The 22,278-nt window shown below is 59.5% G+C and carries 19 protein-coding genes; 7 read left to right on the top strand and 12 right to left on the bottom strand.

Going from position 1 to position 22,278, the window contains the following annotated elements:
* A partial coding sequence (locus tag NAT23_RS14245; RefSeq protein WP_251929317.1) for a hypothetical protein occupies window positions 1-239 on the top strand: 239 nt, incomplete at its 5' end.
* A 99-nt stretch (window positions 240-338) separates the two neighbouring features.
* On the opposite strand, the gene NAT23_RS14240 is transcribed toward NAT23_RS14245, so the two are convergent.
* Both NAT23_RS14240 and NAT23_RS14235 read right to left on the bottom strand, forming a co-directional pair.
* Window positions 339-1,061, bottom strand: a complete 723-nt coding sequence (locus NAT23_RS14240) for a GntR family transcriptional regulator (protein WP_251929316.1) — start codon at window positions 1,059-1,061, stop codon at window positions 339-341.
* 83 nt (window positions 1,062-1,144) lie between these two features.
* Window positions 1,145-2,011, bottom strand: a complete 867-nt coding sequence (locus NAT23_RS14235; RefSeq protein WP_251929315.1) for an alpha/beta fold hydrolase — start codon at window positions 2,009-2,011, stop codon at window positions 1,145-1,147.
* 99 nt (window positions 2,012-2,110) lie between these two features.
* Here NAT23_RS14235 and pabB point away from each other — a divergent pair, with 99 nt between their 5' ends.
* Both pabB and NAT23_RS14225 read left to right on the top strand, forming a co-directional pair.
* Window positions 2,111-3,481 carry an aminodeoxychorismate synthase component I gene (pabB, locus tag NAT23_RS14230; RefSeq protein ID WP_251929314.1) on the top strand — a complete coding sequence of 457 codons (1,371 nt, stop codon included), beginning with the start codon at window positions 2,111-2,113 and terminating at the stop codon, window positions 3,479-3,481.
* A 101-nt stretch (window positions 3,482-3,582) separates the two neighbouring features.
* Complete coding sequence (locus tag NAT23_RS14225) at window positions 3,583-4,197, top strand: phosphoadenosine phosphosulfate reductase domain-containing protein (protein WP_251929313.1); 615 nt, start codon at window positions 3,583-3,585, stop codon at window positions 4,195-4,197.
* A 105-nt stretch (window positions 4,198-4,302) separates the two neighbouring features.
* On the opposite strand, the gene cysB is transcribed toward NAT23_RS14225, so the two are convergent.
* Window positions 4,303-5,271 (bottom strand): HTH-type transcriptional regulator CysB, encoded by a 969-nt coding sequence (cysB, locus tag NAT23_RS14220; RefSeq protein ID WP_251929312.1) that lies wholly within the window; start codon window positions 5,269-5,271, stop codon window positions 4,303-4,305.
* Between the two features lie 139 nt (window positions 5,272-5,410).
* On the opposite strand from cysB, the gene NAT23_RS14215 reads away from it, so the two are divergent.
* Both NAT23_RS14215 and trxA read left to right on the top strand, forming a co-directional pair.
* Entirely contained in the window at window positions 5,411-6,190 is a 780-nt protein-coding gene (locus tag NAT23_RS14215) for a sulfite exporter TauE/SafE family protein (RefSeq protein ID WP_251929311.1), read from the top strand.
* A gap of 136 nt (window positions 6,191-6,326) precedes the next feature.
* Window positions 6,327-6,650, top strand: coding sequence for a thioredoxin (gene trxA / locus NAT23_RS14210; RefSeq protein WP_251593595.1), 324 nt, complete (start codon window positions 6,327-6,329; stop codon window positions 6,648-6,650).
* A gap of 53 nt (window positions 6,651-6,703) precedes the next feature.
* Here the strand turns inward: trxA and NAT23_RS14205 are convergent, their stop codons facing one another.
* The 6 genes from NAT23_RS14205 to NAT23_RS14180 form a co-directional block, all read right to left on the bottom strand.
* Complete coding sequence (locus tag NAT23_RS14205; protein ID WP_251929310.1) at window positions 6,704-7,789, bottom strand: AI-2E family transporter; 1,086 nt, start codon at window positions 7,787-7,789, stop codon at window positions 6,704-6,706.
* A gap of 109 nt (window positions 7,790-7,898) precedes the next feature.
* A complete protein-coding gene (locus NAT23_RS14200) occupies window positions 7,899-8,402 on the bottom strand; it encodes an STAS domain-containing protein (RefSeq protein ID WP_251929309.1) in 504 nt (167 codons plus the stop codon).
* Window positions 8,395-9,537: a PP2C family protein-serine/threonine phosphatase gene (locus NAT23_RS14195; RefSeq protein ID WP_251929308.1), complete on the bottom strand. Its 1,143-nt coding sequence runs from the start codon at window positions 9,535-9,537 to the stop codon at window positions 8,395-8,397. The genes NAT23_RS14200 and NAT23_RS14195 overlap by 8 nt, the downstream gene beginning before the upstream one ends.
* A gap of 21 nt (window positions 9,538-9,558) precedes the next feature.
* Window positions 9,559-10,299, bottom strand: coding sequence for an MlaA family lipoprotein (locus NAT23_RS14190; RefSeq protein WP_251929307.1), 741 nt, complete (start codon window positions 10,297-10,299; stop codon window positions 9,559-9,561).
* Between the two features lie 117 nt (window positions 10,300-10,416).
* Complete coding sequence (gene hrpA / locus NAT23_RS14185; RefSeq protein WP_286010056.1) at window positions 10,417-14,352, bottom strand: ATP-dependent RNA helicase HrpA; 3,936 nt, start codon at window positions 14,350-14,352, stop codon at window positions 10,417-10,419.
* Between the two features lie 124 nt (window positions 14,353-14,476).
* Window positions 14,477-16,126, bottom strand: a complete 1,650-nt coding sequence (locus NAT23_RS14180; RefSeq protein ID WP_251929306.1) for an AMP-binding protein — start codon at window positions 16,124-16,126, stop codon at window positions 14,477-14,479.
* A 246-nt stretch (window positions 16,127-16,372) separates the two neighbouring features.
* On the opposite strand from NAT23_RS14180, the gene cysK reads away from it, so the two are divergent.
* Complete coding sequence (cysK, locus tag NAT23_RS14175; RefSeq protein WP_251593614.1) at window positions 16,373-17,338, top strand: cysteine synthase A; 966 nt, start codon at window positions 16,373-16,375, stop codon at window positions 17,336-17,338.
* Here the strand turns inward: cysK and NAT23_RS14170 are convergent.
* The gene (locus NAT23_RS14170) at window positions 17,333-19,138 is read right to left on the bottom strand and encodes a VWA domain-containing protein (protein ID WP_251929305.1); all 1,806 of its coding nucleotides are present in this window, start codon (window positions 19,136-19,138) and stop codon (window positions 17,333-17,335) included. The two genes, cysK and NAT23_RS14170, sit on opposite strands and share 6 nt — an antisense overlap.
* Window positions 19,139-19,185: 47 nt before the next feature.
* The gene (locus NAT23_RS14165; RefSeq protein ID WP_251929304.1) at window positions 19,186-19,611 is read right to left on the bottom strand and encodes a hypothetical protein; all 426 of its coding nucleotides are present in this window, start codon (window positions 19,609-19,611) and stop codon (window positions 19,186-19,188) included.
* A 141-nt stretch (window positions 19,612-19,752) separates the two neighbouring features.
* On the opposite strand from NAT23_RS14165, the gene NAT23_RS14160 reads away from it, so the two are divergent.
* The gene (locus NAT23_RS14160) at window positions 19,753-21,819 is read left to right on the top strand and encodes a S9 family peptidase (protein WP_251929303.1); all 2,067 of its coding nucleotides are present in this window, start codon (window positions 19,753-19,755) and stop codon (window positions 21,817-21,819) included.
* Between the two features lie 4 nt (window positions 21,820-21,823).
* On the opposite strand, the gene NAT23_RS14155 is transcribed toward NAT23_RS14160, so the two are convergent.
* Complete coding sequence (locus NAT23_RS14155) at window positions 21,824-22,276, bottom strand: YcgN family cysteine cluster protein (RefSeq protein WP_251593621.1); 453 nt, start codon at window positions 22,274-22,276, stop codon at window positions 21,824-21,826.
* Between the last annotated feature and the right edge of the window lie 2 nt (window positions 22,277-22,278).

The raw sequence follows: 22,278 nt of genomic DNA, 5'->3' as shown, positions 1-22,278 counted from the left end.
TTGAGCGACCGATCAGAAAACCAAATTCCGACCTGAAGAGCAAGAAAACCGCTCTTCAATCACTCGAAGCTGCGTCCGATGAAGTGCGGCGTATTCTACCGAACCGGGCTGAAATGTCAACGTCCGATTTTTCAAAAAAGCTTAGAAAAACCAAACCAAATCAGCACCTTGCGCACTTCATACTGCCTGGCCGTTTGCGACGTCCCCGACAGCGGATGCGTACTTTACCCACGCACTGACTCGAGCGCAACCCCTTTGTCGAAAAAAGATGACATCGGAATGACACCAATACAAAAGCGCCCCGCTGGCCGGGGCCTGTGGGACACTTATAATGCGGCTTATGAGTTGATGCGCCGTCTCGAGATCGGCTCTTCCTTTTGCTCAGAATGCTCAAGCGTCATGGCGTAGCGTTCGGTTACCAGCTGCCGTGACGCCGTAATGTGGCGTCGCATTAGCGTTTCGGCAAGCTCTTCATCACCTGAGGCAATGGCGTCAACGATTCTGTGATGCTCGACAAACGCACGCTGGGGCCGCGTTCCGGTAGCACTGTACTGCGTTCGATAGAGCCGAACCAAATAGTAGAGGTCGTCACAGAGCGTGGTCATCAACATACGGTTGTGACTGCCTCTAACAATATGGAAGTGAAAGTCCAGATCACCCTCTCGACGGTGATACGCCTCGCCGGGCGGCAGATCGTGCTGCTCCTCATGCGCATCAAGCACGCCTCGAAGTGCTGCGAGCTCGTCCTGGGTCATATGCCTTGCAGCCAGACGCGCGGCCATGCTCTCCAAGGCCTCACGCATATCAAACAGCTCCAGCAGTTCTCGCATGGAAAGCTTCACTACCCTGGCGCCCACGTGCGGCACTCGCTCGATCAAGCGGTGCGTTTCAAGTCGACGCATGGCCTCACGCAGTGGCCCACGCGACACCCCATAACTTTTCGCAAGCCCTGGCTCGGTAATCTTGCTTCCCGCAGGAAGATGGCCACGCACGATGTCGTCCTGGAGCTTATGAAAGACACGCTCGGCGATCGTCCGGACTTCGGTTGACTCACTCGTCATGGAGAGACCTGAATGTACGTTAATAAAACAAGAGATCCTGGAACGCTGCCACGCCCTCCAGCGCATAACAAGCCCGACTCACGTTATCGGCGCTCGATCAGTTCCACCAGCTGCCTTGGCTTTTGAAATGGCAGGGAGTGATCGGTTTCACTCAACTCAACGTAACGCCACGCTGGATAGGCTTCCCCGAGATAATGATGATACTCCCGCATCGCACGCGGGCTTCGCCCACCCACGACGCTCAAGACACAGTCCTGCCTGGCAAGCAGCGCCTCGCGATCAGTGTGCTTGATCGCCTGTGTCACGCAATCAAGTGCGTGAGCAAAGCCTTCATGACGTCGACCGAGGCGCTTGATGGCCACCGACTCGACGCGCGGGTCACGGGAGCGCTTCGGCGCGATCAGGTCCAGAAACTGCGTGATGCCCTCTTCAGCGGTTCTTCCTTCTCTAATGGCGCTGGCCGCATACGTATAATGCTCGCGGATACGAACGGATGCTTCGCAGTCCATTCGTTCAAGTAACGCAGGTTCCAACAAGGTCAGGCGATTGATGCGATCGCCCAGTCGCGCCTTTAAGAGCATTGCAGCCAGGCCTCCAAAGGAATACCCCGCCACATCGAACCGCTCGATGCCCTGCTCGTCCATCAGCGCTTCAAGATCATCGAGCACCTCGTCCATGGTAAACGCCCGCTCGTCCCCGCCGGGGAAATGGGTCTTGCCCGCCCCTCGAAGATCCGGAATCACGATGTCCGTATAGTGCGTAAAATGCGGTAAAAACCCACCCCAGGTCACAGCACCCGACACGCCCGCCCCATGGAGCAGTATCAGTGGCAATGGCGCGCCTTCGGAACCTAACTGTTCAGTGTCGGCCGTTTTCTTCAATCGCGCCCAGTGGACCGACTGATCCCTCAACTGCAATGTGCCATGTTGCTGCTGCCAGCCAGCCGCCATACGTCTACCCTATTCATCCCGATCAAAAGCCGGACATGATAGCATTCCCCTATTCCATCGGGCTTGCCCGTTCACTTGTCTCGCACTCGGTCGCCTTTCATGACGCACCTGACCTTGACGTCGCTTCCCTATGAGCCGTCGCCACTTGGCTATTTTTCAAAACTCAAAGACGAACCCGGCGCGGTCTTGCTCGATTCCGGCAAGCCGCATTCCGCTACGGGGCGCTTCGACATTCTTTCGAGCCAACCGTTGTGCACGCTTAAGGTCCAACCGAATGGGCTTGAGTGGAGCGCGGATGCCCCAGCGCATCTGACTCATATTCAGGACGTCCATACCGCTCAGAAGGCCCTTTTGTCACTGGCCGAACACAGTGTGCCCAACGATATGGCGGACCTGCCCTTTTCCGGTGGAATTATCGGTTACTGGAGCTATGAGTTCGCTCGGACGCTTCAGGCCTTGCCTTTAAAAGAGGACCCTTCCGTGACCTGGCCCTGGGCCATGCTGGGTGCCTACGACTGGGCCCTGGTGCTCGATCATCACGAAAAGTGCGCCACGCTCATCGCGCCCGAGACCAAGCGCCATGAGCGTCATCAGATGCTTTCGCGTCCAGCGCACAAACGACAACGTCCTTCGTTTCACTGCACGACCCCGTTTGCACCTGAATGGACACGCGCTGATTACGGTGTGGCGTTTCAGCAGGTACAGGCGTACTTGCGTGCCGGTGACTGCTATCAGATCAATCTGACTCAACGGTTCAGCGCACATACCGAAGGTGATGGCTTCGAGGCCTACCAACGCCTGAGAGCGGCAACACCAACGCCGTTTTCCGGTTATCTGGACTGGGGCGATGGCGCGTTAATGTCCTTGTCACCAGAGCGTTTTATCCGCTGCAGCGAACGCACACTGATGGCGCAGCCGATCAAGGGCACACGCCCCCGGGGCGCAACGCATGAAGAGGACCGGCAGCTGGCGCTGGAGCTTGAAGCAAGCCTCAAGGACAAGGCCGAAAACGTGATGATCGTGGATCTTCTTCGAAACGATTTAGGCCGTGTGAGTGCGCCGGGCACCGTCACCGTTCCCAAACTGATGGCGCTTGAGTCCTACGCCAATGTGCATCATCTGGTCAGCACCATCACAGGCCAGCTCGACTCAAGCAAGGACGCGCTTGATGCATTGATGGCGGCCTTTCCAGGTGGGTCAATCACGGGCGCTCCAAAACATCGCGCCATAGAGATCATCGATGAACTGGAACCTGTCTTTCGGGCGCCCTACTGCGGCTCGCTTGGCTACATCGACACGCGCGGCAACATGGATACGTCCATCATGATCCGCACCGCACTGATGCAGAAAGGCCGCGTTCACCTCTGGGGCGGCGGCGGCATCGTGGCCGACTCGGTCGAAGAAGAAGAATACGCCGAATCGATCGCCAAGATTCGCCACTTGATGAACGCGCTGGAGTCCGAGACATGAGCGCCTGGCGCTCTAAGCTTCTAAGCGAACGATATTAGCCGGCCTCAACACGGCTCTGGTAGGCTTGACCCCATTACTCATCACGTACGGAGAGAACACGCATGACCATTGATGACGTCAATCAGCAGTTCGGCAACGATGCAGAGAAACTGGTCGAATGGGCGCTGGAACAAGGGGGGCTTCCGATCGTGACCACCAACTTCCGCCCGTTCGAGGCGGTCATTCTCCACATGGTGGCAACACTCAAGCCTGATGTTCCGGTTGTCTGGATGGATTCCGGCTATAACACGCCCGCCACCTACCAGTTTGCTGATGAAGTGACCCAGAAACTTGGCCTTAATCGCTTCATCTTCGTGCCCAAGCGCACGCGCGCGCATCGAGAAGCAGTCGAAGGCGATGCTCCAGGCCTTGATGACCCGCGTCATGACGCGTTCACCGCCGAGGTCAAGCTCGAGCCGTTTGAACGCGCCATTCGCGAAATGGCACCGACCGTCTGGTTTACGGCGCTGCGCGCCTCCGACACTCAGCATCGCGCCCAGATGCAACCCGTCAGCGTCAATAGCGACGGCCTGATCAAGGTCGCGCCGCTTCTGCACTGGAGCTCCAAGGACCTCTACGAGTATCTGGTCAAGCATGACCTGCCGAACAACTTCGACTACTTCGACCCAACCAAGGGTGAAGAGACGCGCGAATGCGGCTTGCACCTGGCGCACTGACGAAATGTTCTGGCCCAAAAGACCCTTACTTCATAAAAAAGCGCAGCCGCGGGGCTGCGCTTTTTCGTTTGAGTGCTCTATTGAGTGCTCTAGCGTGTCGACTTTCTAGCGAACCGGCAAAACCACATCCTCGAACAGGCCCGCCTCGTTTTTTGGACCGGCTTCCAATGCTGCATCCACTCGGTCTCGGTCAAGGTGGCCTGCAAAGCGGTGCAGAAAGTCATACATATACCCGCGCATGAACGTTCCCCGCCGAATGCCAATCCGAGTGATTGAGCTTTCGAACAGATGGCTTGCATCGATCGCCACCAGATCATGATCGGCAACAGGATCGACCGCCATATGCGCGACAATCCCAACCCCCATACCAAGACGCACATAGGTCTTGATGACGTCGGCATCGGCGGCGGTCAGCACCACGTTGGGGGCAAGGCCGTTGCGTCGAAAAGCGTCGTCAAGCTGGGAGCGGCCCGTGAATCCGAAGGTGTAGGTGACCACCGGATGTTCGGCTAGCGCCTCGAGTGTCAGAGGCGACTGCGCCAGTGGATGATCCTTGGGCACCAGCACGCAGCGATTCCAGCGATAGCACGGCAATAGGATCAAATCCGTGAAATGTTCAAGCGCCTCGGTACAGATGGCGAAGTCAGCCTGGCCTTCAGAGACCATCTGCGCGATCTGCTTGGGGGTACCCTGCTGCATGTGCAGGGCCACATCCGGGAACTTCGCCCGAAATTCCTGAATAATCGAAGGCAGTGCGTAGCGCGCCTGAGTATGGGTGGTCCCGAGCGACAGGCTGCCACACTGCTCATCGCTGTGCTCCTGAGCCACCTGTTTAATGTTTCCGACCGTACACAGTACCTGGCCAGCCAGATCGATGATCGCGCGTCCGGCCGGGGTAACCCGTGTCAAATGTTTGCCACTTCGCGCAAAAATCTCGACGCCGAGTTCATCCTCGAGCAACCGAATCTGCTTCGAGATGCCCGGCTGCGACGTATACAAACTTTGCGCCGTGGCTGATACGTTCAAGTTATGGCGGGAAACTTCCCAGATATAACGCAATTGTTGAAGCTTCACGGCAACCCCCACCCAGCAATAATGACCTTTTTAATGCTATCAAGGCATAAAATAATGAACAATCATTCCTTTCGGGCATAAAGAGGACATCTTAAGATACCCGCCGTTATGATCACTCTTTCACGATGGGCCGCTGACAATGGAATTGACCGACCTCCTTTTATATATACTTGCCGGCGCAGGCGTCGGGTTTGCCGTCGGCCTCTCCGGTATCGGTGGCGGCTCGCTGATGACCCCGCTGCTGCTGCTGTTCGGTTTTCCACCCAGCGTGGCTGTCGGAACCGACCTGCTTTACGCCGCCCTGACCAAGTTCAGTGGCGCCTTCAGCCATCATAAGCAGCAGCACATAGATTGGCGCGTGGTCAAACTCCTGGCCGCCACCAGCATCCCCTCCGCGCTCGTGACGGTGTGGGTGCTTGATCAATTCTTTGACGGCAGCCACGCCTATGGCGATCTGATTACGGGCATGCTTGGTGTCATGCTGATCATGACCGCCGTCATTTTGATTTTCAAAGGTCCCCTGCAGCGGTTTGCAGCCAAGAAAGATGGCTGGATTCAACGCTACACCCCCCAGCTTACGTTGTTCTCGGGCTTGATTCTCGGAGTGTGTGTCACACTCTCCTCCGTGGGCGCCGGTGTGTTTGGAACCGCCATTCTGATGGTCCTCTACCCAAGCTTTCGTGCCGGCAAGATCGTCGGAACCGACATTGCCCACGCCGTGCCTTTGACGCTGGTTGCAGGTACCGGGCACCTGTTCCTGGGGAACGTGGATTTCATGCTGCTCGGTGCGCTTCTGATCGGCTCACTGCCCGCCATCCATCTGGGGGCCCGCATGACGCGCTACCTGCCGGATGCGCTGCTGCGTACACTCTTGACCGGGTTATTGTTGGTACTCGGCATTCGCTACGCCTTTTTTTAAGCCATGAGTGTCCCCATATAACGTGGCACGCCACACGCAATCGCCCCGTTTAAAGGATGTTATTTGCCTCTGTATCAGGCAACCGCTACCATCCTTGCCATGAACTGCGACGCAGTTGAGAGAACTGGAGAACCTTATGAGTAACAACATTGATGTCACCGCAGCCAACTTCGAACAAGAAGTGCTGAAATCCGACAAACCCGTGATGCTGAAATTCTGGGCACCGTGGTGCGGCCCCTGCAAGATGATGGCGCCGGTCGTCGACGAAGTGGCTGAAGAAAAGGCCGACACACTGAAAGTGGTCAGCATCAATGTCGATGACGCCGCCGACATCGCCGCAGAACAGGGCGTACGTGGCGTGCCCACGGTCGTGATGTTCAAGGAAGGCAACAAGGTTGCGTCACTGGTCGGCGCCCAGTCCAAGCCGCAGCTTGTGCAGTTTATCGAGCAGAACGCGTAGGCGGACTGACTCGCTTAGAAAAAACCCACCTTTCGAGGTGGGTTTTTTATGCGTCAGGATGCGCTGCGACTTTTTTTCTCGCGCGATTTCTCCCGTCGCCGTTGAGTCGGCCCCAGCATGATCGACAGCCAACGCGTATCCGGGTGACTGTCGAGTGCGATCTTGAGCGACATGGTCAACGGCACCGAGAGAAACATTCCGACCGGCCCAAGAATCCAGCCCCAGACGACCAACGACAAAAACGCCACCAACGTCGACATGCCAAGGGTTTGCCCCATGATGCGCGGCTCAACGAAGTTGCCAAGAATGAAGTTGATGCCGGTATAACAGCCGCCCAGCATGGCCGCCTTGATGAAGCCGCCTTCGGGCATGACCAGCGTCAAAAGTACCGCCGGCACGGCCGCGATGATCGAGCCTAGATTGGGGATGTAGTTCAAAAGAAATGCCAGAACGCCCCACAACAGCGCGAACTGAACGTTCAGCAGTACGCACGACAGTGACACCAGGCCACCAGTGATGATACTGATCCCCGTCTTGACCACCAGATAGCGCTGAAGCGTCAGTGAAAACTGGGTGAAACGTCGCATGCTCGCTTCCGGCTGCTCCAGTGCCAGCTTGATCTTTTTCGGGAAATCGAGCGTTTCGTACAGCACAAAGATCATCAACAGGAAAATGATCAAGATCTGTGACAGCGCACTGCCGATTCCTCCAAGCAACATCGGCATGAGCCGCGTGGCCTTGTCCGGGTCGAAGAATCGCTCGGCCGAGGAAAGCTCCGCCGGCACGCCATTCGAGTTCATCCAGTCGATGATGACCTTGTAGTATTCCTGCAACTTGGCTTCCATATCCGGCAGCTGCTCCACGAACGCATTCAAATGCGCCGCAATCAAGGTGCCAAATGCCCCCAACAAGATCGCAAGCCCTGCAAGCACCAAACAGATTGAAGGTGTAATGCCAAGGCCCTTCTGATGCAGCCAGCTCACCGGACGCGCGCACAATACGGCCACGAAGGTCGCCAGTAGAATCGGAATGATAATGTCGGCCCCAAGCTTTAGGCCGGTCACAATGATGACCAGCGCCGCCAGAGTTACAACAAGGTGGTAGGGATAATGGCGCTCTGAATTCTCTCTGTCTTCCATGACATACCTCGCGCATGAACCTCCTTTCTCCGTGTGTCCTACAGGAGCCGGAACAGTTCATGCCATGAGCGTGAAAGGGCCTGAATCAGGCGTGGGGCTAATACCCAAATCAGGATGGTGGGTCGGCGTCGAAACGCTGAAGTTCCAGAAGATCGACCAGCGGCTGAAACTCGCTCTTGTTGCGCTCATTGAGTGTCATCAACGTTCGATGGGCATCGAGAATGCGCTCGCGAAGGCCTGCCTCATCGGTATCCACGACCGGTAAGTCATGAAACTCCTGCTGCTCGGGCGGCGCCTCGCTCAACGACACATAATGCCGGAACCCCATGACATCGAACATGCGCAATACGTCAGGATGGCTTGCGATCACGACGGGTTGGCGATCGATGCGCGCCTTGACCGCCAGAGCGATCTTTGCAAGAAAGCCAAGCGAGGTGGAATCCAGGTTTATTACCTCACGAAGGTCAATGATCACATCCTTGAGATCGCGCAGTTCGGAAAGCGCCCGAGCCTGCTGATCGAGCGTGGCACACAGGGTCAGTCGTACATCGCCTGTGAGCTTTAAAATGAATACATGATCCACATACGCCGCTTGAATGCGTGCCTCAATCATCGTGAAACCCACTCAGCATCATGATGGTAAGATCATCGGGAAGCGCATCACCCAGGGTCAACGACCCTTTCAGATCCGCAATGGATGCAGACTCTGCCACTCTCAAACGCAGCATTTCAATTTTCTCATCCAATGTATCAGCCTGAAGGCAATCAAATACACCATCGGAACATAACCACAGAGAAAATCCGGCATCGAGCACCCGCTCGAACACCGGAAAACGAACGCCTGGAAAAAGCCCGATCGGCGGGCCGTCCCCGCTGAGCACATCAACGTCACTGCCCTCCTTGATGAACGGCATCGGCATTTGAGCGCCCAGTGAATAAAAAAGCGTTTGGCTGCGTCGGTCGATCATGCCCAGAAACAAGGCAGCGTGTTTGCCCACGCCGGTTTCCATCAAATTTTCATTGAGACTGGTCAGCATCGCCGGCAAAAGCTCTTCCGGGTGCTGACCGTCCCACTGAGCCAATACGCGCTGAATCAATGATTTGATCAACACCGTCACGAATGCCGACGACGCGCCATGGCCTGAGACATCAATGAAGGTAAAGAGGCTGTAATGCGCCCCGAGCGCCCGATAGTCCAGAAAGTCACCGGACAGGTACAGAGAAGGGGCAAGCCAGAACGATGCTTCGAGCCCATTGAGACGCTGAGGTGAGACCGGCAGCAGCTTGCGCTGAATCTGTCCACCTGCATACAGATCCTCACGCAAGAGCGTCAGGTGTGTCTGCAGCTGCTCGTTGAGCGCCTCGAGCCGGTCACGGTCGCGAACGGCGGCTTGGCGACGTTCACTGTCTTCCAGCGCGCGTTCGATCAGCCGCTTGAACAGCGACGTGTTCATCACCGGATCAATGAGGTAATCCTCGACGCCTGCATCGATTGCCGAGATGATGTCCACGTGATCGTACGTGCGATCGCTGACGGCAAGCGTCGGATACCGCCGCGCCAGATCATCCCACTGCCGACCTTCAAGTGCCGTGATATGAACGACCACCAGTGAGACACGCCGGGTCAGTGCGTCCAGCCCATCCATGGCGACCGCCTTGTAGCCAAAGCGTTCGAGCAGTCCGACCAGCCGGTCACGGAACGCACCTGGCCGATCGATTAGGCCGATGACTGGTCGAGCGCTCAGCATGAACGCGGTCGCAGACAGACGTTATTGAGCAAAGTCATCATCATTGAAGTCCACGTCACCCGAGGCAAACGGGTCTTTGGTGGCCTTGCCGTCATTGATCAGGAACTGACGGCGCTGAAGATAGGCATCTCGCACGAAGCTGTAGCGATCGCCCTGCATCAGGCTCTCCTGATCAAGAAGGCCCGCCCGTGTATCAACGATATCGAGTGCGCGGAACGACCAGCGAGTCGGGTCATCGTCAATGTAGGTAACCGGGTCGGTATACCAGTTGACCGGAAAGCCCGCGCTGTCACGCACCGTGCTCGGCCCAAGAAACGGCCAGACCAGATACGGCCCCTGCCCTACACCCCACGTGGCAAGCGTTTGACCGAAATCCTCGGGCTGACGCTCAAGCCCCATGCGACCGGCCGGGTCAAGCAGACCGCCGAGCCCCAGTGTGGTGTTGAGCAGAAACCGGGAGCCAGCAACACCTGCCGCACTCAGCTTCCACTGCATGAGGCTATTGAGGAAGTTGCCGACTTCGCCGAGGTTATTGAAGAAGTTGCCGACGCCATCCTGAACCGGCTCTGGGGTGACATAGTCATACCCTTCGGCCACGGGCTTCAATGCATAACGGTCAAGCGTATCATTGAATGAAAAAACGGCCCTGTTATAGCCTTCCCATGGATCCTGCGGGTTGGACTGCTGCCCATTGGTACTGGCGCAGCCGGTGGTAACAAGGCCGGCCAATGCCATGGCGGTAACGGTTGCTTTCGAACCCATAACTGTTCCTTCGAGACCCGTTTTGCGGGCGTTGTGTTCCCAAGGGGGTCTACCTTACACCCCTCGCCTTTCAAACGCAGCCACGCGCTGTGCCTTTACGACCAAACCGCGCGGCGACTAAACGATGCCCTGCTCCTTGAGCGTTTTCCAGCGACGCTCCAGACGCTTGTCCGACACAGGCTCGAGCGTACCAAGCTGCTGGGCAAACAGGGACACGCGAAGCTCTTCGATCCACCAGCCAAACTCAAAAAGTGCCGGGTCGACCACGCCTTGATGCCGCGCCTTGTCGAGATGCGCGTAAAGACGCTGCTCGAAGGCCTGCACGTCATCCATGGCCAACTGATCCTTGCGCACTTCTCGTGGCGCCTTCTCGAGTCGGATCGATGCCGCCTCCATATACCGAGGATAGTGGCTTAACCACGTGCCCGCCTCTCGAATAAAGTCTCGGTGTACCAAACGCGCCATTTGTGACTTGAGGTCTGAATAGGTGCGCGCCAGCTGAAGATTGACGCTGCCCTTGAGCTTTTTGGCGACCGCCAGATGCCCCTTGAGCGCCGCCCTGGCCTCACCCATGATCAGCTCCGCGGTCGGCACGAGTTCAGCGCGTTCAGCTTCGATACGTGCAGCGAGCGCCGCCTCATCACGCGGTAGCGGGTCGTGGGCGAAGGTGCGTAAAAATGCCGCTTCGACGAAATCATCGATGAAATCACGCCGTGAGCCCACATTGGCAAACAACAGCACACACTCCTCGAGGCCGTCGATGGCGCGCGATAGATAGCGCACCTGATCCGGCAACGCCATCATCGCGGCACGCTTGACCCCTTCCCGATGCTGCGTCAGCGCCTTCTCCGGATGATCGAAGAGTTTCACGCCGAGCGCACTGCCCTCATCCACCACCGCCGGATACGCCTCAACCCGAATACCCGCCTGCTCCTGAACGTGGGATTCAGGCAGCGCCTCGCGGGGCCAGGCCGTGAGCGCACTCTGCTGGAGCGCGTCGTTTGCAAGCGCCTGAGTACTGGCTTTCGCCGCCTCGCTGAAGCGCTGCTCGAGTGCGTCCACGTCGCGCCCCTGCCCGAGGTAGCTGCCATCGTGCGCCACCACCTTGATGTTCATGATCAAATGCGGCGGAAGCTGATCGCTCTGCCAGGCCGATTCCGGCAGACGAAGCCCGGTTTTCTGGCGCATGAATTCGGCAAGCGCCGCACTCAGGGCCACATCATCGGGCGACAGGGCTTCAAGAGCGGCATCGACCCAATCGGGAATCGGAACCACCTGACGTCGATACTGCTTGGGCAGTGATTTCATCAAGGCAATCGCCTTATCGCGCAAGAGCCCCGGCACCAGCCAATCAAGCCGCGCTCTAGGCAGCTGGGAAAGCATGCTGGCCGGCACGGTCATGCTGACCCCGTCGTCCTCTGCGCCAGGGGAAAAGTGATACGACAGCGGATAGCACACGCCGTTGAGCGTCAGCTGATCAGGGTAGCGCTGCTCGGTGACTTCGACGGCGTCGCGCGCGAGCAGATCGCTCTTGTCGAGCCGAAGCACATCGGGGTCCGTCTGCTCGGCGTGACGCCGCCATTTCTCGAAGCTCTTGCCATCGACCACGTCACTTGGCAGACGCTGGTCGTAAAACGCCGCCAATGTCTCTTCGTCGATTAAAATATCCCGGCGTCGAGCCCGGTCCTCGAGATCACCAACCTCATCAATCAGCGCGCGGTTATGTTCGAAAAAGGCGCCCTGGGTTCGGTACTCGCCCTCAACCAGCGCGTGCTGGATGAAAATCTGGCGCGCCTCTTCCGGGGCGATGGGGGCGTAATTGATCTTGCGCCGGCTAACGATCGGCAGCCCGAACAGCGTGACCTGCTCAAACGCCACGACCTGAGCCCGCTTCATTTCCCAGTGCGGGTCGCTGTAGCTTCGCTTGACCAGATGCTCGGCCAGAGGCTCGATCCATTCCGGCTTGAGGCCGGCCACCTCGCGCGCGAACAACTGCGACGTCTCCATCAGCTCACCGGCCATCACCCATTTGGGAGCGCGCTTGGAAAGACCCGATGCGGGATGAATCAGGAATTTTCGATTGCGTGTACCCAGATACTCGCGCTGCTCCTGCTTGAGGCCGATGTTCGATAAAAGCCCCGCCAGCAGCGCCCGATGCACCAGCGATTCATCCGCGGGGGTGTCCGCCTCGCTGAGCGTCAACCCAAGTGACTGCGCCAGCTTTCGAAGCTGACGGAAGGTATCGTGCCATTCACGAAGGCGCAGGTAATTCAGATAATTCTCGCGACACCAGCGTCGCAGGCCACTGCTCGAGTAAAGCCCCCGGGCCTCATCGAAGCCGTGCCAGAGGCTCAGCCACGACATGAAGTCCGAATCCGGCGACTGCCACTGCCGGTGTTTCTGATCGGCGGCCTCGCGCTTCTCGGCCGGGCGTTCGCGCGGATCCTGAATGCTCAGGGCACTGACAATGATCAAGGTCTCCCGCACGCTGCCAAGCGGGCCGGCGGCAAGAATCATCGCCGCAAGGCGCGGGTCGATCGGGAGCTTGGCAAGCTGGCGTCCCTTCTGGGTCAGATGCTGGGCATGATCGACCGCGCCCAGCTCGAACAACAACCGAAAGCCGTCACTGATGAACCGCGACCCGGGCGGGTCGACGAACGGAAACTTGTCGATGTCACCAAGCTTCAGCGACAGCATCGAGAGAATCACCGAGGCCAGGTTGGTGCGTTGAATCTCGGGCTCGGTAAATTCCGGGCGCGCCAAGAAGTCGTCTTCACTGTAAAGGCGAATGCACACCCCTTCCGCGATTCGCCCGCAGCGGCCCTTGCGCTGATTCGCACTCGCCTGGCTGACGGCCTCGATCGGAAGACGCTGCACCTTGGCGCGGTAACTGTAGCGGCTGATGCGGGCAAGACCCGGGTCGATCACATAGCGAATGCCAGGTACTGTCAGCGAGGTTTCGGCCACGTTGGTCGACAGCACAACCCGCCGTCCGCTGTGCGGCGAGAACACCCTGTTCTGCTCGCTGTTGGAAAGCCGAGCGTACAGCGGCAGCACCTCGGTATCCTTCAAGCGCGCCTTCCTGAGCGTGTCAGCGGTTTCACGGATTTCCCGCTCGCCCGGCAAGAAGATCAGGATGTCGCGCGGGCCAAAGTGCCAGCCGCGCTCGCGCTCGATCCGATCAATGTCCTCGACCGCCGAGGCAATGCCTTCTTGAAGCGTTTGATCCTCTTCCTCGTCGGTCTCCCTCACCAGCGGCCGGTAGAGCGTTTCGACCGGATAGGTTCGACCGGAGACTTCGACGATTGGCGCACCACCGAAATGCTCGGAAAATCGCTGAACGTCGATAGTCGCCGAGGTAATGATGATCTTGAGATCGGGGCGCTTGTCGGTCAGACGCTTCAAGTACCCGAGCAGAAAATCGATATTGAGGCTGCGCTCGTGCGCTTCATCGATGATGATCGCTTCATAGCGCGACAACCACGGATCATGCTGGGTCTCGTTGAGCAGGATGCCGTCCGTCATCAGCTTGACCAGCGTCGACTCCGAGGTCGTGTCGGTGAAACGCACCTGATACCCCACGGTGTCCCCGAGGCCAACCTCAAGCTCTTCGGCAAGCCGGGTTGCCACCGAGCGCGCCGCCAGCCGGCGAGGCTGGGTATGACCGATCAACCCCCGGCGGCCAAGCCCCATCTCAAGGCACAGCTTGGGCAACTGAGTCGTCTTTCCCGACCCGGTTTCACCAGCGACAACCACTACCTGGCTTTTCTCGAGCGCGGCCAGAATATCGGCGCGCTTTTCAACCACCGGCAGTTGCTCGGGATAATTGAGCTTAATCTGCGTGCTCGAGCGCGCCTCGAATCGCGCCCTGGAACGTGCGATGTCACGCTCGATCTCACCAAGGGCCCGGCTGGAGGGCTTACCCTCCTTGATTCGGCGACGCACCTTGCCAAGACGCTTGTCCAGCGCCACGGCGTCCTGGCGCATGCATTGTTCGAGTTGATCACGCAAGTTCTGCCACTGCGACAGAACCTCAGCTGCTGAAGTCGTCAAGAGAGTCAAACCACATGTTGGAGAAAACGCACGGGCACACGGCCGAAGGGGCAGCCAGGGGTCGGGTCGGCTGCAGGTGTCATTGTAACGCCTGAGGCGGTGGCGTCCACCTCAGGCGCCTGTCTCACGCGGCCTCGTCGCGAAGCTCACGACGAAGCACCTTGCCGACGTTGCTCTTGGGCAATTCGGTTCGAAATTCGATCTGGCGAGGCACCTTGTAGCTGGTCAGGTGCTCCTTGCACCACGCTCGAAGCGTATCCTGGTCAAGCGATTGATCGCTTGCCACCACAAACGCCTTCAAGAGTTCGCCGCTTTCCTCATGCGGCACCCCCACCACTGCGGCCTCGGAAACACTCGGGTGCGTCATCAGCACTTCCTCGACCTCGGTCGGGTACACGTTGAAGCCGGAGACAATCACCATGTCCTTCTTGCGATCAACAATGCGCACGGTGCCGTTTTCATTGAGTTCCGCCATATCGCCGGTGCGTACCCAAGAGCCGTCCAGAAAGGCCTTTTCGCTGGCTGCATCGTTATGCCAGTACCCCCGCATAACCTGAGGCCCCTTGACGCAGAGCTCCCCGGGCGCACCAAGCGGCTGAGCGACGTCATGCTCATCGACCACCTGAAGCGAGGTGCCGGCCACCGGCACGCCGATCGTGCCGAGCTGGACATTGTCGGGCGGATTGACGCACACCACCGGCGACGTCTCGGTCATGCCATACCCTTCCAGCACATCACAGCCGGTCAGCCCCTTCCAGCGCTTGGCGGTCTCTTTCGAGAGCGCCATGCCGCCGGAAATCGTCAGCTTCAGGTGCGAGAAATCGAGCGCTTTAAACCCGGACTGCTTGAGCAGCCCCGCGAAGAGCGTATTGAGCCCGATGAATATGGTGAAGTCGGTCTTTTTAAGCGTCTTGATGAAGCCGTCCATGTCTCGCGGGTTGGGAATCAACACACTGTGGTTGCCCGTCCAGCAGCAGAACATGCAGTTCACCGTAAAGGTGTAGATGTGATAGACCGGCAGTGGTGCAATCACGACCTCCTGGCCCCGCTGAATCGCGCTTTTGAGGATCTGGCCGGTCTGGAGCATGTTGGCGATCAGGTTGGCGTGGGTCAGCATCGCGCCCTTGGGCTGACCGGTGGTGCCGCCGGTGTATTGAAGCACCGCCATATCGTTCTTGGCCGGCGCGTGACGCGTCGCCCGACCGTTAAAGGCCATGACCGTTCGAAAGCTCACGGCGTTAGGCAGGTGATAACGTGGCACCAGCTTCTTCAAGTAGCGCGCACCCAGATTCAATACCCAGCGTTTGGGCGCGTCGTGAAGATCCGCCACGTCTGTTGTCATGACGCAGGTGACGTCGGTCTTGGACAGCGCCTTTTCGAGCCGGTCAGCCATGTGCGAAAACACCAGAACACCCTTGGCGCCTGAATCCTTCAGCTGATGCGCCATCTCTTCCGGCGTGTAAAGCGGGTTAGTGTTGACCACGACAAGCCCCGCGCGAAGCGCCCCGAACACCGCCACCGGGTACTGCAGTAGATTGGGCAAAATGATCGCAAATCGGTCCCCCGGCACCAATCCACTCTCTTGGGTCAGCCAGGCCGCAAAGCGGTCGGCCCGCTCATCCAGCTCATGAAAGCGCATCGTCTGATCCATGCAGGAAAAGGCGACGCGATCACGATAGGTGGTACAGGCTTCATCGATTACATCCAGCACGGAGTCATACCGCTCGAAGTGTTCCAGAGGTTCGCCCTGCAACACGGTGGTCTGTTGGGTCATGGCGAGAATCCTTGTGCTGAAATGGTTGAATCGGGCTGTCCTTGACGCGGGAGACGTCATACATCAAAACACCTTCAATGCTAGCACTATCGGCCAAGAAACAACGAGCTACGGTAGGCTCGGGTACGACCTTTGTCGAGATACTCACACTCAACGCTCTTGTTGAGCCATGCGCACACACGCCATGGCAATCGACACGCGCCGGCATTAGGCTTGCGTGTGCGATTCATTCATCAGGAGAACGTCATGAGTGCCGTCTTTGAAGACAATGCCCAGACCATCGGACAGACCCCGCTGGTCAAGATCAACCGCTTGACCTCTCACCCGCGCCTATACGCCAAGATCGAGGCGCGAAACCCGGCCATGTCGGTCAAATGCCGCATCGGGGCCAACATGATCTGGGACGCCGAAGCCTCTGGCGCGCTCAAGCCCGGCATGGAAATCATCGAGCCGACATCAGGCAACACCGGCATTGCGCTTGCGTTCGTGGGGGCGGCCAAGGGCTACCCGGTCACGCTGACCATGCCGGCATCCATGAGCCTCGAGCGTCGCAAGGTTCTGAAGGCATTGGGCGCAACGCTTGTGTTGACCGAGCCACCCAAGGGCATGCAGGGCGCGGTCGACAAGGCGCAGGAACTAAGAGACGGCGACCCCGAGCGCTACTACATGCCGCAGCAGTTCAATAACCCGGCCAACCCGGCCATTCACGTCAAGACCACGGGGCCGGAGCTCTTTGATGCGCTCGACGGCAAGCTCGACGTACTGGTGGCCGGCGTTGGTACCGGCGGCACCCTGACCGGCATTTCGCTCTATTTCGAACGTGAGCGAGGCCAGGCGCTGCACAGCGTGGCGGTCGAGCCGTCGGAATCACCGATCATCACCCAACACATGAACGAACAGCCGATTACCCCAGCCTCACACAAGATTCAGGGCATCGGAGCCAACTTCATTCCCCAGAATCTGGATGTGTCGTTGGTCGACCAGGTCGAGACGGTCGAAAGCGAAGAAGCGATGGCCATGGCGCGGCGCATCATGCAAGAGGAAGGGATTCTTTGCGGCGTCTCCTGCGGCGCGGCCATGGTGGCCGCGCTGAGGCTTGCAGAAGATCCGGCCTACAAGGACAAGACCATCGCGGTCATCCTGCCGGACAGCGGTGAGCGCTACCTATCCGGACCGATGTTCGACGGCATGTTCGATGACGACGCCTCATAGGCGCGGGTCATTGTCATCCTCGCCCAGGTGAGGTTCACGGCGGCGCGGCTCGGGCCTGCGCCGCCCACCAAGCACAAGCAAAAGTACCACCAGCACACCAACGCCAAGGGCTGCCCACCGGGCCCACTCGGGCTGACGTTCGGCCCACGCAACCACCTCGGGCCATGCGGCCTGCGCCTTGCTCCAAAGATTCTCGAGCGCGGACGGCCCTTCGGCGTCCTGCTCCGACGCTTGCGCGTCCTCCATGGACTGCCCCTTGAGTGCTGCGCGCTCACCGGCCCCAGAAAGTGCTACGCGGGCCTGTTCGTTCAGGGTCACCGAGGGCAGATCGATGGTGCGCGAAAGCATCGGCAGATCAATCGTTGCCTTGAGCTCGACCGGCACCGATTGGCTCGGCAGCTCATCGGGCAGGCGCACCTGCCAGGTCCTTGCGGCAGCAGTCGTGACGTCAAGGGATTGCCCCAGAAGCGTTGCCGAGATGCGGGTATTGTCGTGAGTGAGCTTCGGCGCACGGGCCTCGACCATGATCACCCCGTGCGAAGCGTCAAGGGACGGCTCCAGCGGCGGCGCCACGTTAACCTGAGCCACACGCAGCCGCGTCATGCCCTCACCTTGCGCCTGCACTCGAAGTTGCGCGTTGCCAAGCGTTTCAGCGCTCAGCCGCCCTGAGTAGACCGCACCGTCATCAGAGGGTGTCAACGGCGTATCACTCAACGTGCGCCCGTCAGAGCCAACAAGCGTTGCGCGCATCGACAGCGGCGTCACACCAAGCGATTCAGGTGTGGCCGGCGCATCGTTGTCGGTCAGGCGCGCCGTAATGTCACGCGGGAAGAACTGATAAAGCGTCGGCTCACCGCTTTCAAGCGCCAGCTTGACCGGCGAATCGATCAAAATGCGACTGCCCGGCCCGACGGAGCCGTCGAGTCGCCACTCCCCAGGCGTTGGCCGGTCGAGCGTGATCAGATCGAAACGCGCCTCATGACGCCAGTCGCTGCGACCGGGGGCGCGCGCCGTCATGCGTTGCCCATCCGGGCCGATCAACGACAGCGGCGACGATGTGGAATCGTCACGAAACACCAGCGCAGTCATGCCGTTGACCTGATCATCGAGGAAAAAGCGTTGGTCGCTGCCAAGCGGCACGCGCTGAAACGGTGTGACCTGCGTCATCGCATCCAGAAACGAGCGCATGAGCGTGGCCGGGGTTTCCGCCACCGAAGAAAGGCCGCCGGTCTGACGCGACAGTGTCGACAAGAGCTCGGTATCGGCCCCGCCGGACAGCGCGATGGTGTCGATTGCCACGCCCCGTTGCCGATAATCCTCGATGACGCTTTCGAGCAGGCGCGAACGTGACTCGGCGTCTTTCCGGGTCTTGGCCTGGCCGCTGGCACCAGGCAGGTCGACCATGCCATCGGTCAGCAGGATGACGTGCGCGGGTTCATCGGTGTCGGGCACCGCGGCCAGGGCCTTCGTAAGCGCCGACTCAATGTCGGTGAACTGCTGATAGGCGCTCAATCGAGGAAGCGCGGCCTCAACCGATTGCCGCCAGGCGCCATCGACCTTGTCCAGCGGCACCGGGTTATCGACCTGGCTTCCAAAGGTCCAGAGTCCGGCCTGCGTGTCCTTGGGAAGAAGCGTCCCCCAGAGCCCGATGCCGGTGGCACGCAGGTTGGCCGGGTCATTGCTTTTCATGCTGCCGGACACGTCAGCTATCAGCTGAACGGTCGGTGCGGCGCTTGCGGCCGCACACCAGAGCCAGACGACCGCACAGGCCACCGCCCTACCGATCACTCGAGCGCGCATAGTCGTTCTCCTTGATGAATCTAGGCCGGTGTCGTTCAGCGGCCGCACTAGCGAAGCGTGGGTTCTTCGCGCTCGGTCGCACGTTTTTTGGCGGGCCGAGCGGCGCGGTCATCGTCGTGGTCGTCGTCCTCACGGCGACACCGGGCCGCCAAGAGCCAGGCCAGCACCACACCGATCACCATGCCGATAATCAGCATCATGGCGCTGCCGGCCACATCGCCACCATCGCCCTGCAGGACACCCACTGCAAACACCACCAGGGCTGGCGCCCAACCGGAATAGCCGAGCTTGTCTTCAGGCCCCGGTACGGAAAACGTCATCGGCATCAGCAAGACACCGGCCACCAGGCCGACCGTGACCCATCGCGGCAGACGCGACAGGAACCCGATCGCGAAATAGCCCGTCACGAGAATAACAAGAGAGAGACCGACGTACGTCAGCCACAACAGGGGAAGAGAGTCTGAAATGAGCACAACCAACCTCGATGCAAACGAAAAACGCGTTGAGCGCCAAATTCTGGCACTCGCGTATGAGCAGTGTGACGCGCAAGGCCCGACAACTCTGTGCTATGGTCGCCTTAATTGCCCTACACGATGCATGTTACACGACCTTTTATGAAAGCACAGTCCGCGACTCGTTCCGACCTTACGCACTTTTTTCGCGCCGATGATCCCAGCTGGCACTGGCTGGAAGATCGCGACGACGCGCAGGTACGCACCTTTCTCGATAGCGCCAATCAGCGCACCGATGCCTGGTTCACCCCGCTTGAGCACACCGTGGAGCGCCTGTATCAGGGCCATCTTGCACGCCGAGAGCTCGCGGTAAGCGGTATTCCCTCACCGCTTGATCACCATGTGTACTGGAGTGAGACCGCGGCCGACGCCGACTACCCGACCTGGTGGCGCCACCCCATCGGCGACGCCAACGCCAAAACCTGCCTGCTCGACCTGCCGGCAATGGCACGGGACAACCCGTTCATTGAACTGGGCGATCTTGCCGTATCACCGTCCGAGCGCTTTCTGGCCTGGACACTGGATACCCAGGGCAACGAATTCTACGACCTCCATGTGCGGGATACGCAAAGCGGCCAGGAGCGGGTGCTCGCGACCGACATCGGGCCGGATGTGATGTGGGCCGAAGACGATCGCACGCTTTTTTACAGCACGTTCGATGACACCCAGCGCCCGGCCGTCGTTCACGCCATCGACCGCGACACCGGTGAGACCGTGCAGGTGTTCGAGGAAGTTGACCCCGAATTCTGGGTCGGCTTCGGCAAGACGCGATCAAAAGCCTGGCTTGTGATCGAAACCGCGTCGAAAAGCACCTCGGAATGCCATGTGATCCCCGCACACGCGCCACACACTGCGCCTCGCTGCGTCATGGCCCGCCGCGATGGCATCGAGTACGGCATCGATCATCGCCCGGGTCAGTTCTACATTCTGACCAACGAAGACGGCCCGCACTTTCAATTAAAGCGCGCACCCGAGCACGCACCTGATCAATGGGCGCCCTGGATCGATCACCGCCTGGAAGTCACCCTTGAGGGCGTGGATTGTTTCGAGTGGGGCATGGTGCTGACCGAGCGTGATCACGACGAAGCCTTGCAGCGACTTCGCGTACTCGAACTTGCAGACGACCACACCCCAACCCGCGATACGCTGTTGGCCGCGCCCGAGCCGCTCTGTCATCAAAGCCTTGGCGACGCGCCCCATTTCGACACGCGCACCCTAAGGCTTCGCGAAGAGTCGTTCGTCATTCCGCCGCGCTGGGTGTCGCTCGAGCTCGACAGTAACGCTCGGACACTGCTCAAGCAGCAGCGCATTCACGGCTCGCTTACCAGCGACGACCTGCACTGCGAGCGCATCTGGGCCGACGGCCATGACGGCGAACGTATTCCGGTATCCGTTGTGATGTGTAAATCCCAGCGCGGCCAGGCGCCGATGCCGACCCTGCTCTACGGCTACGGCGCCTATGGTGAAGTGCTCGACCCCTGGTTTTCGGTCGCCCGGCTCGAACTGCTCGAGCGTGGCGTCGTCTTTGCGGTCGCACACGTGCGCGGGGGCGGTGATCGCGGTGAGCCGTGGTATCTGGCCGGAAAGCTCGAGCACAAGCAAAACAGCTTCCACGATTTTCTGGCCGCGCGACACGCGCTGGTCGAGCACGGCATCAGCGACCCGGCCCGCATCGCCGCCTATGGCGCCAGCGCCGGAGGGCTATTGGTCGGGGCAAGCCTCAATCTCGAGCCGGACGCCTTTTGCGCCGCCGTGCTGGATGTGCCCTTCGTTGATGTTCTTCGAACGATGGAAAATCCCGCGCTCCCGCTGACCACCGCTGAATACACCGAGTGGGGCAACCCGGAAGAGCCCGGCGTTCGCGAGCGCATCGAGGCGTACTCGCCGCTGGATAATCTATCGGATCTTCCCTACCCACCGGTTTTCCTGCAGGGCAGCTGGTTCGATGCCCGCGTGCCCTATTGGGAGCCGGCCAAGCTTTACGCCCGGCTCGATGCGATGGAAAACCGACGTGGCCCGGTACTTCTGAAAACCGACATGAGCGCCGGTCATGGCGGCGCATCGGGACGCTTCAGCGCCTGGAGAGATGGAGCACAGCAGGATGCGTTTCTGCTTTGGGCCATGGGCCTGACTGCCCGCCACGGAGAGACAGAGGCATCGGCCGGCTAAGCGGTTAAAGGCTGGCTGGCGTCTTGGGCAGGATTTCGATGATGTGCTCTTCGTAGTCCTGCTCGTTGACCGCCGTCTCCGACACCACACGGCCGCGAACGCTGATGCCCTTTTTATGCATGCGCTCGCGGTTGCCGCTGATCAACGGATGCCAGCCAGCCAATCGACGCCCTTCAGAGAGCCGCCGATAGGCGCAGCTTTTCGGCAACCACTTGAACTGCTCGATGCGATCGCGCGTCAGCTGCGTGCAGCCCGGCACTCGCTCGAACCGATTCGAATAGTCGCTGCACTGGCAGGTCGCATCATCAAGCAGGTGGCAGGCCACATCGAGCACGGCCACGTCCTCGTCGTCCTCGAGCTTGAGCAGGCAGCACTGGCCACACCCGTCACACAGGGCTTCCCACTCCTCATCGGAGAGTTCCTCGAGCGCAAAACGCTCCCAGAAACGCGGCCTCATTC

It is taken from the genome of Larsenimonas salina (assembly GCF_023736155.1).
GTDB classification, from domain to species: domain Bacteria; phylum Pseudomonadota; class Gammaproteobacteria; order Pseudomonadales; family Halomonadaceae; genus Larsenimonas; species Larsenimonas salina.
This window is presented reverse-complemented; position numbering and strand designations above follow the sequence as displayed.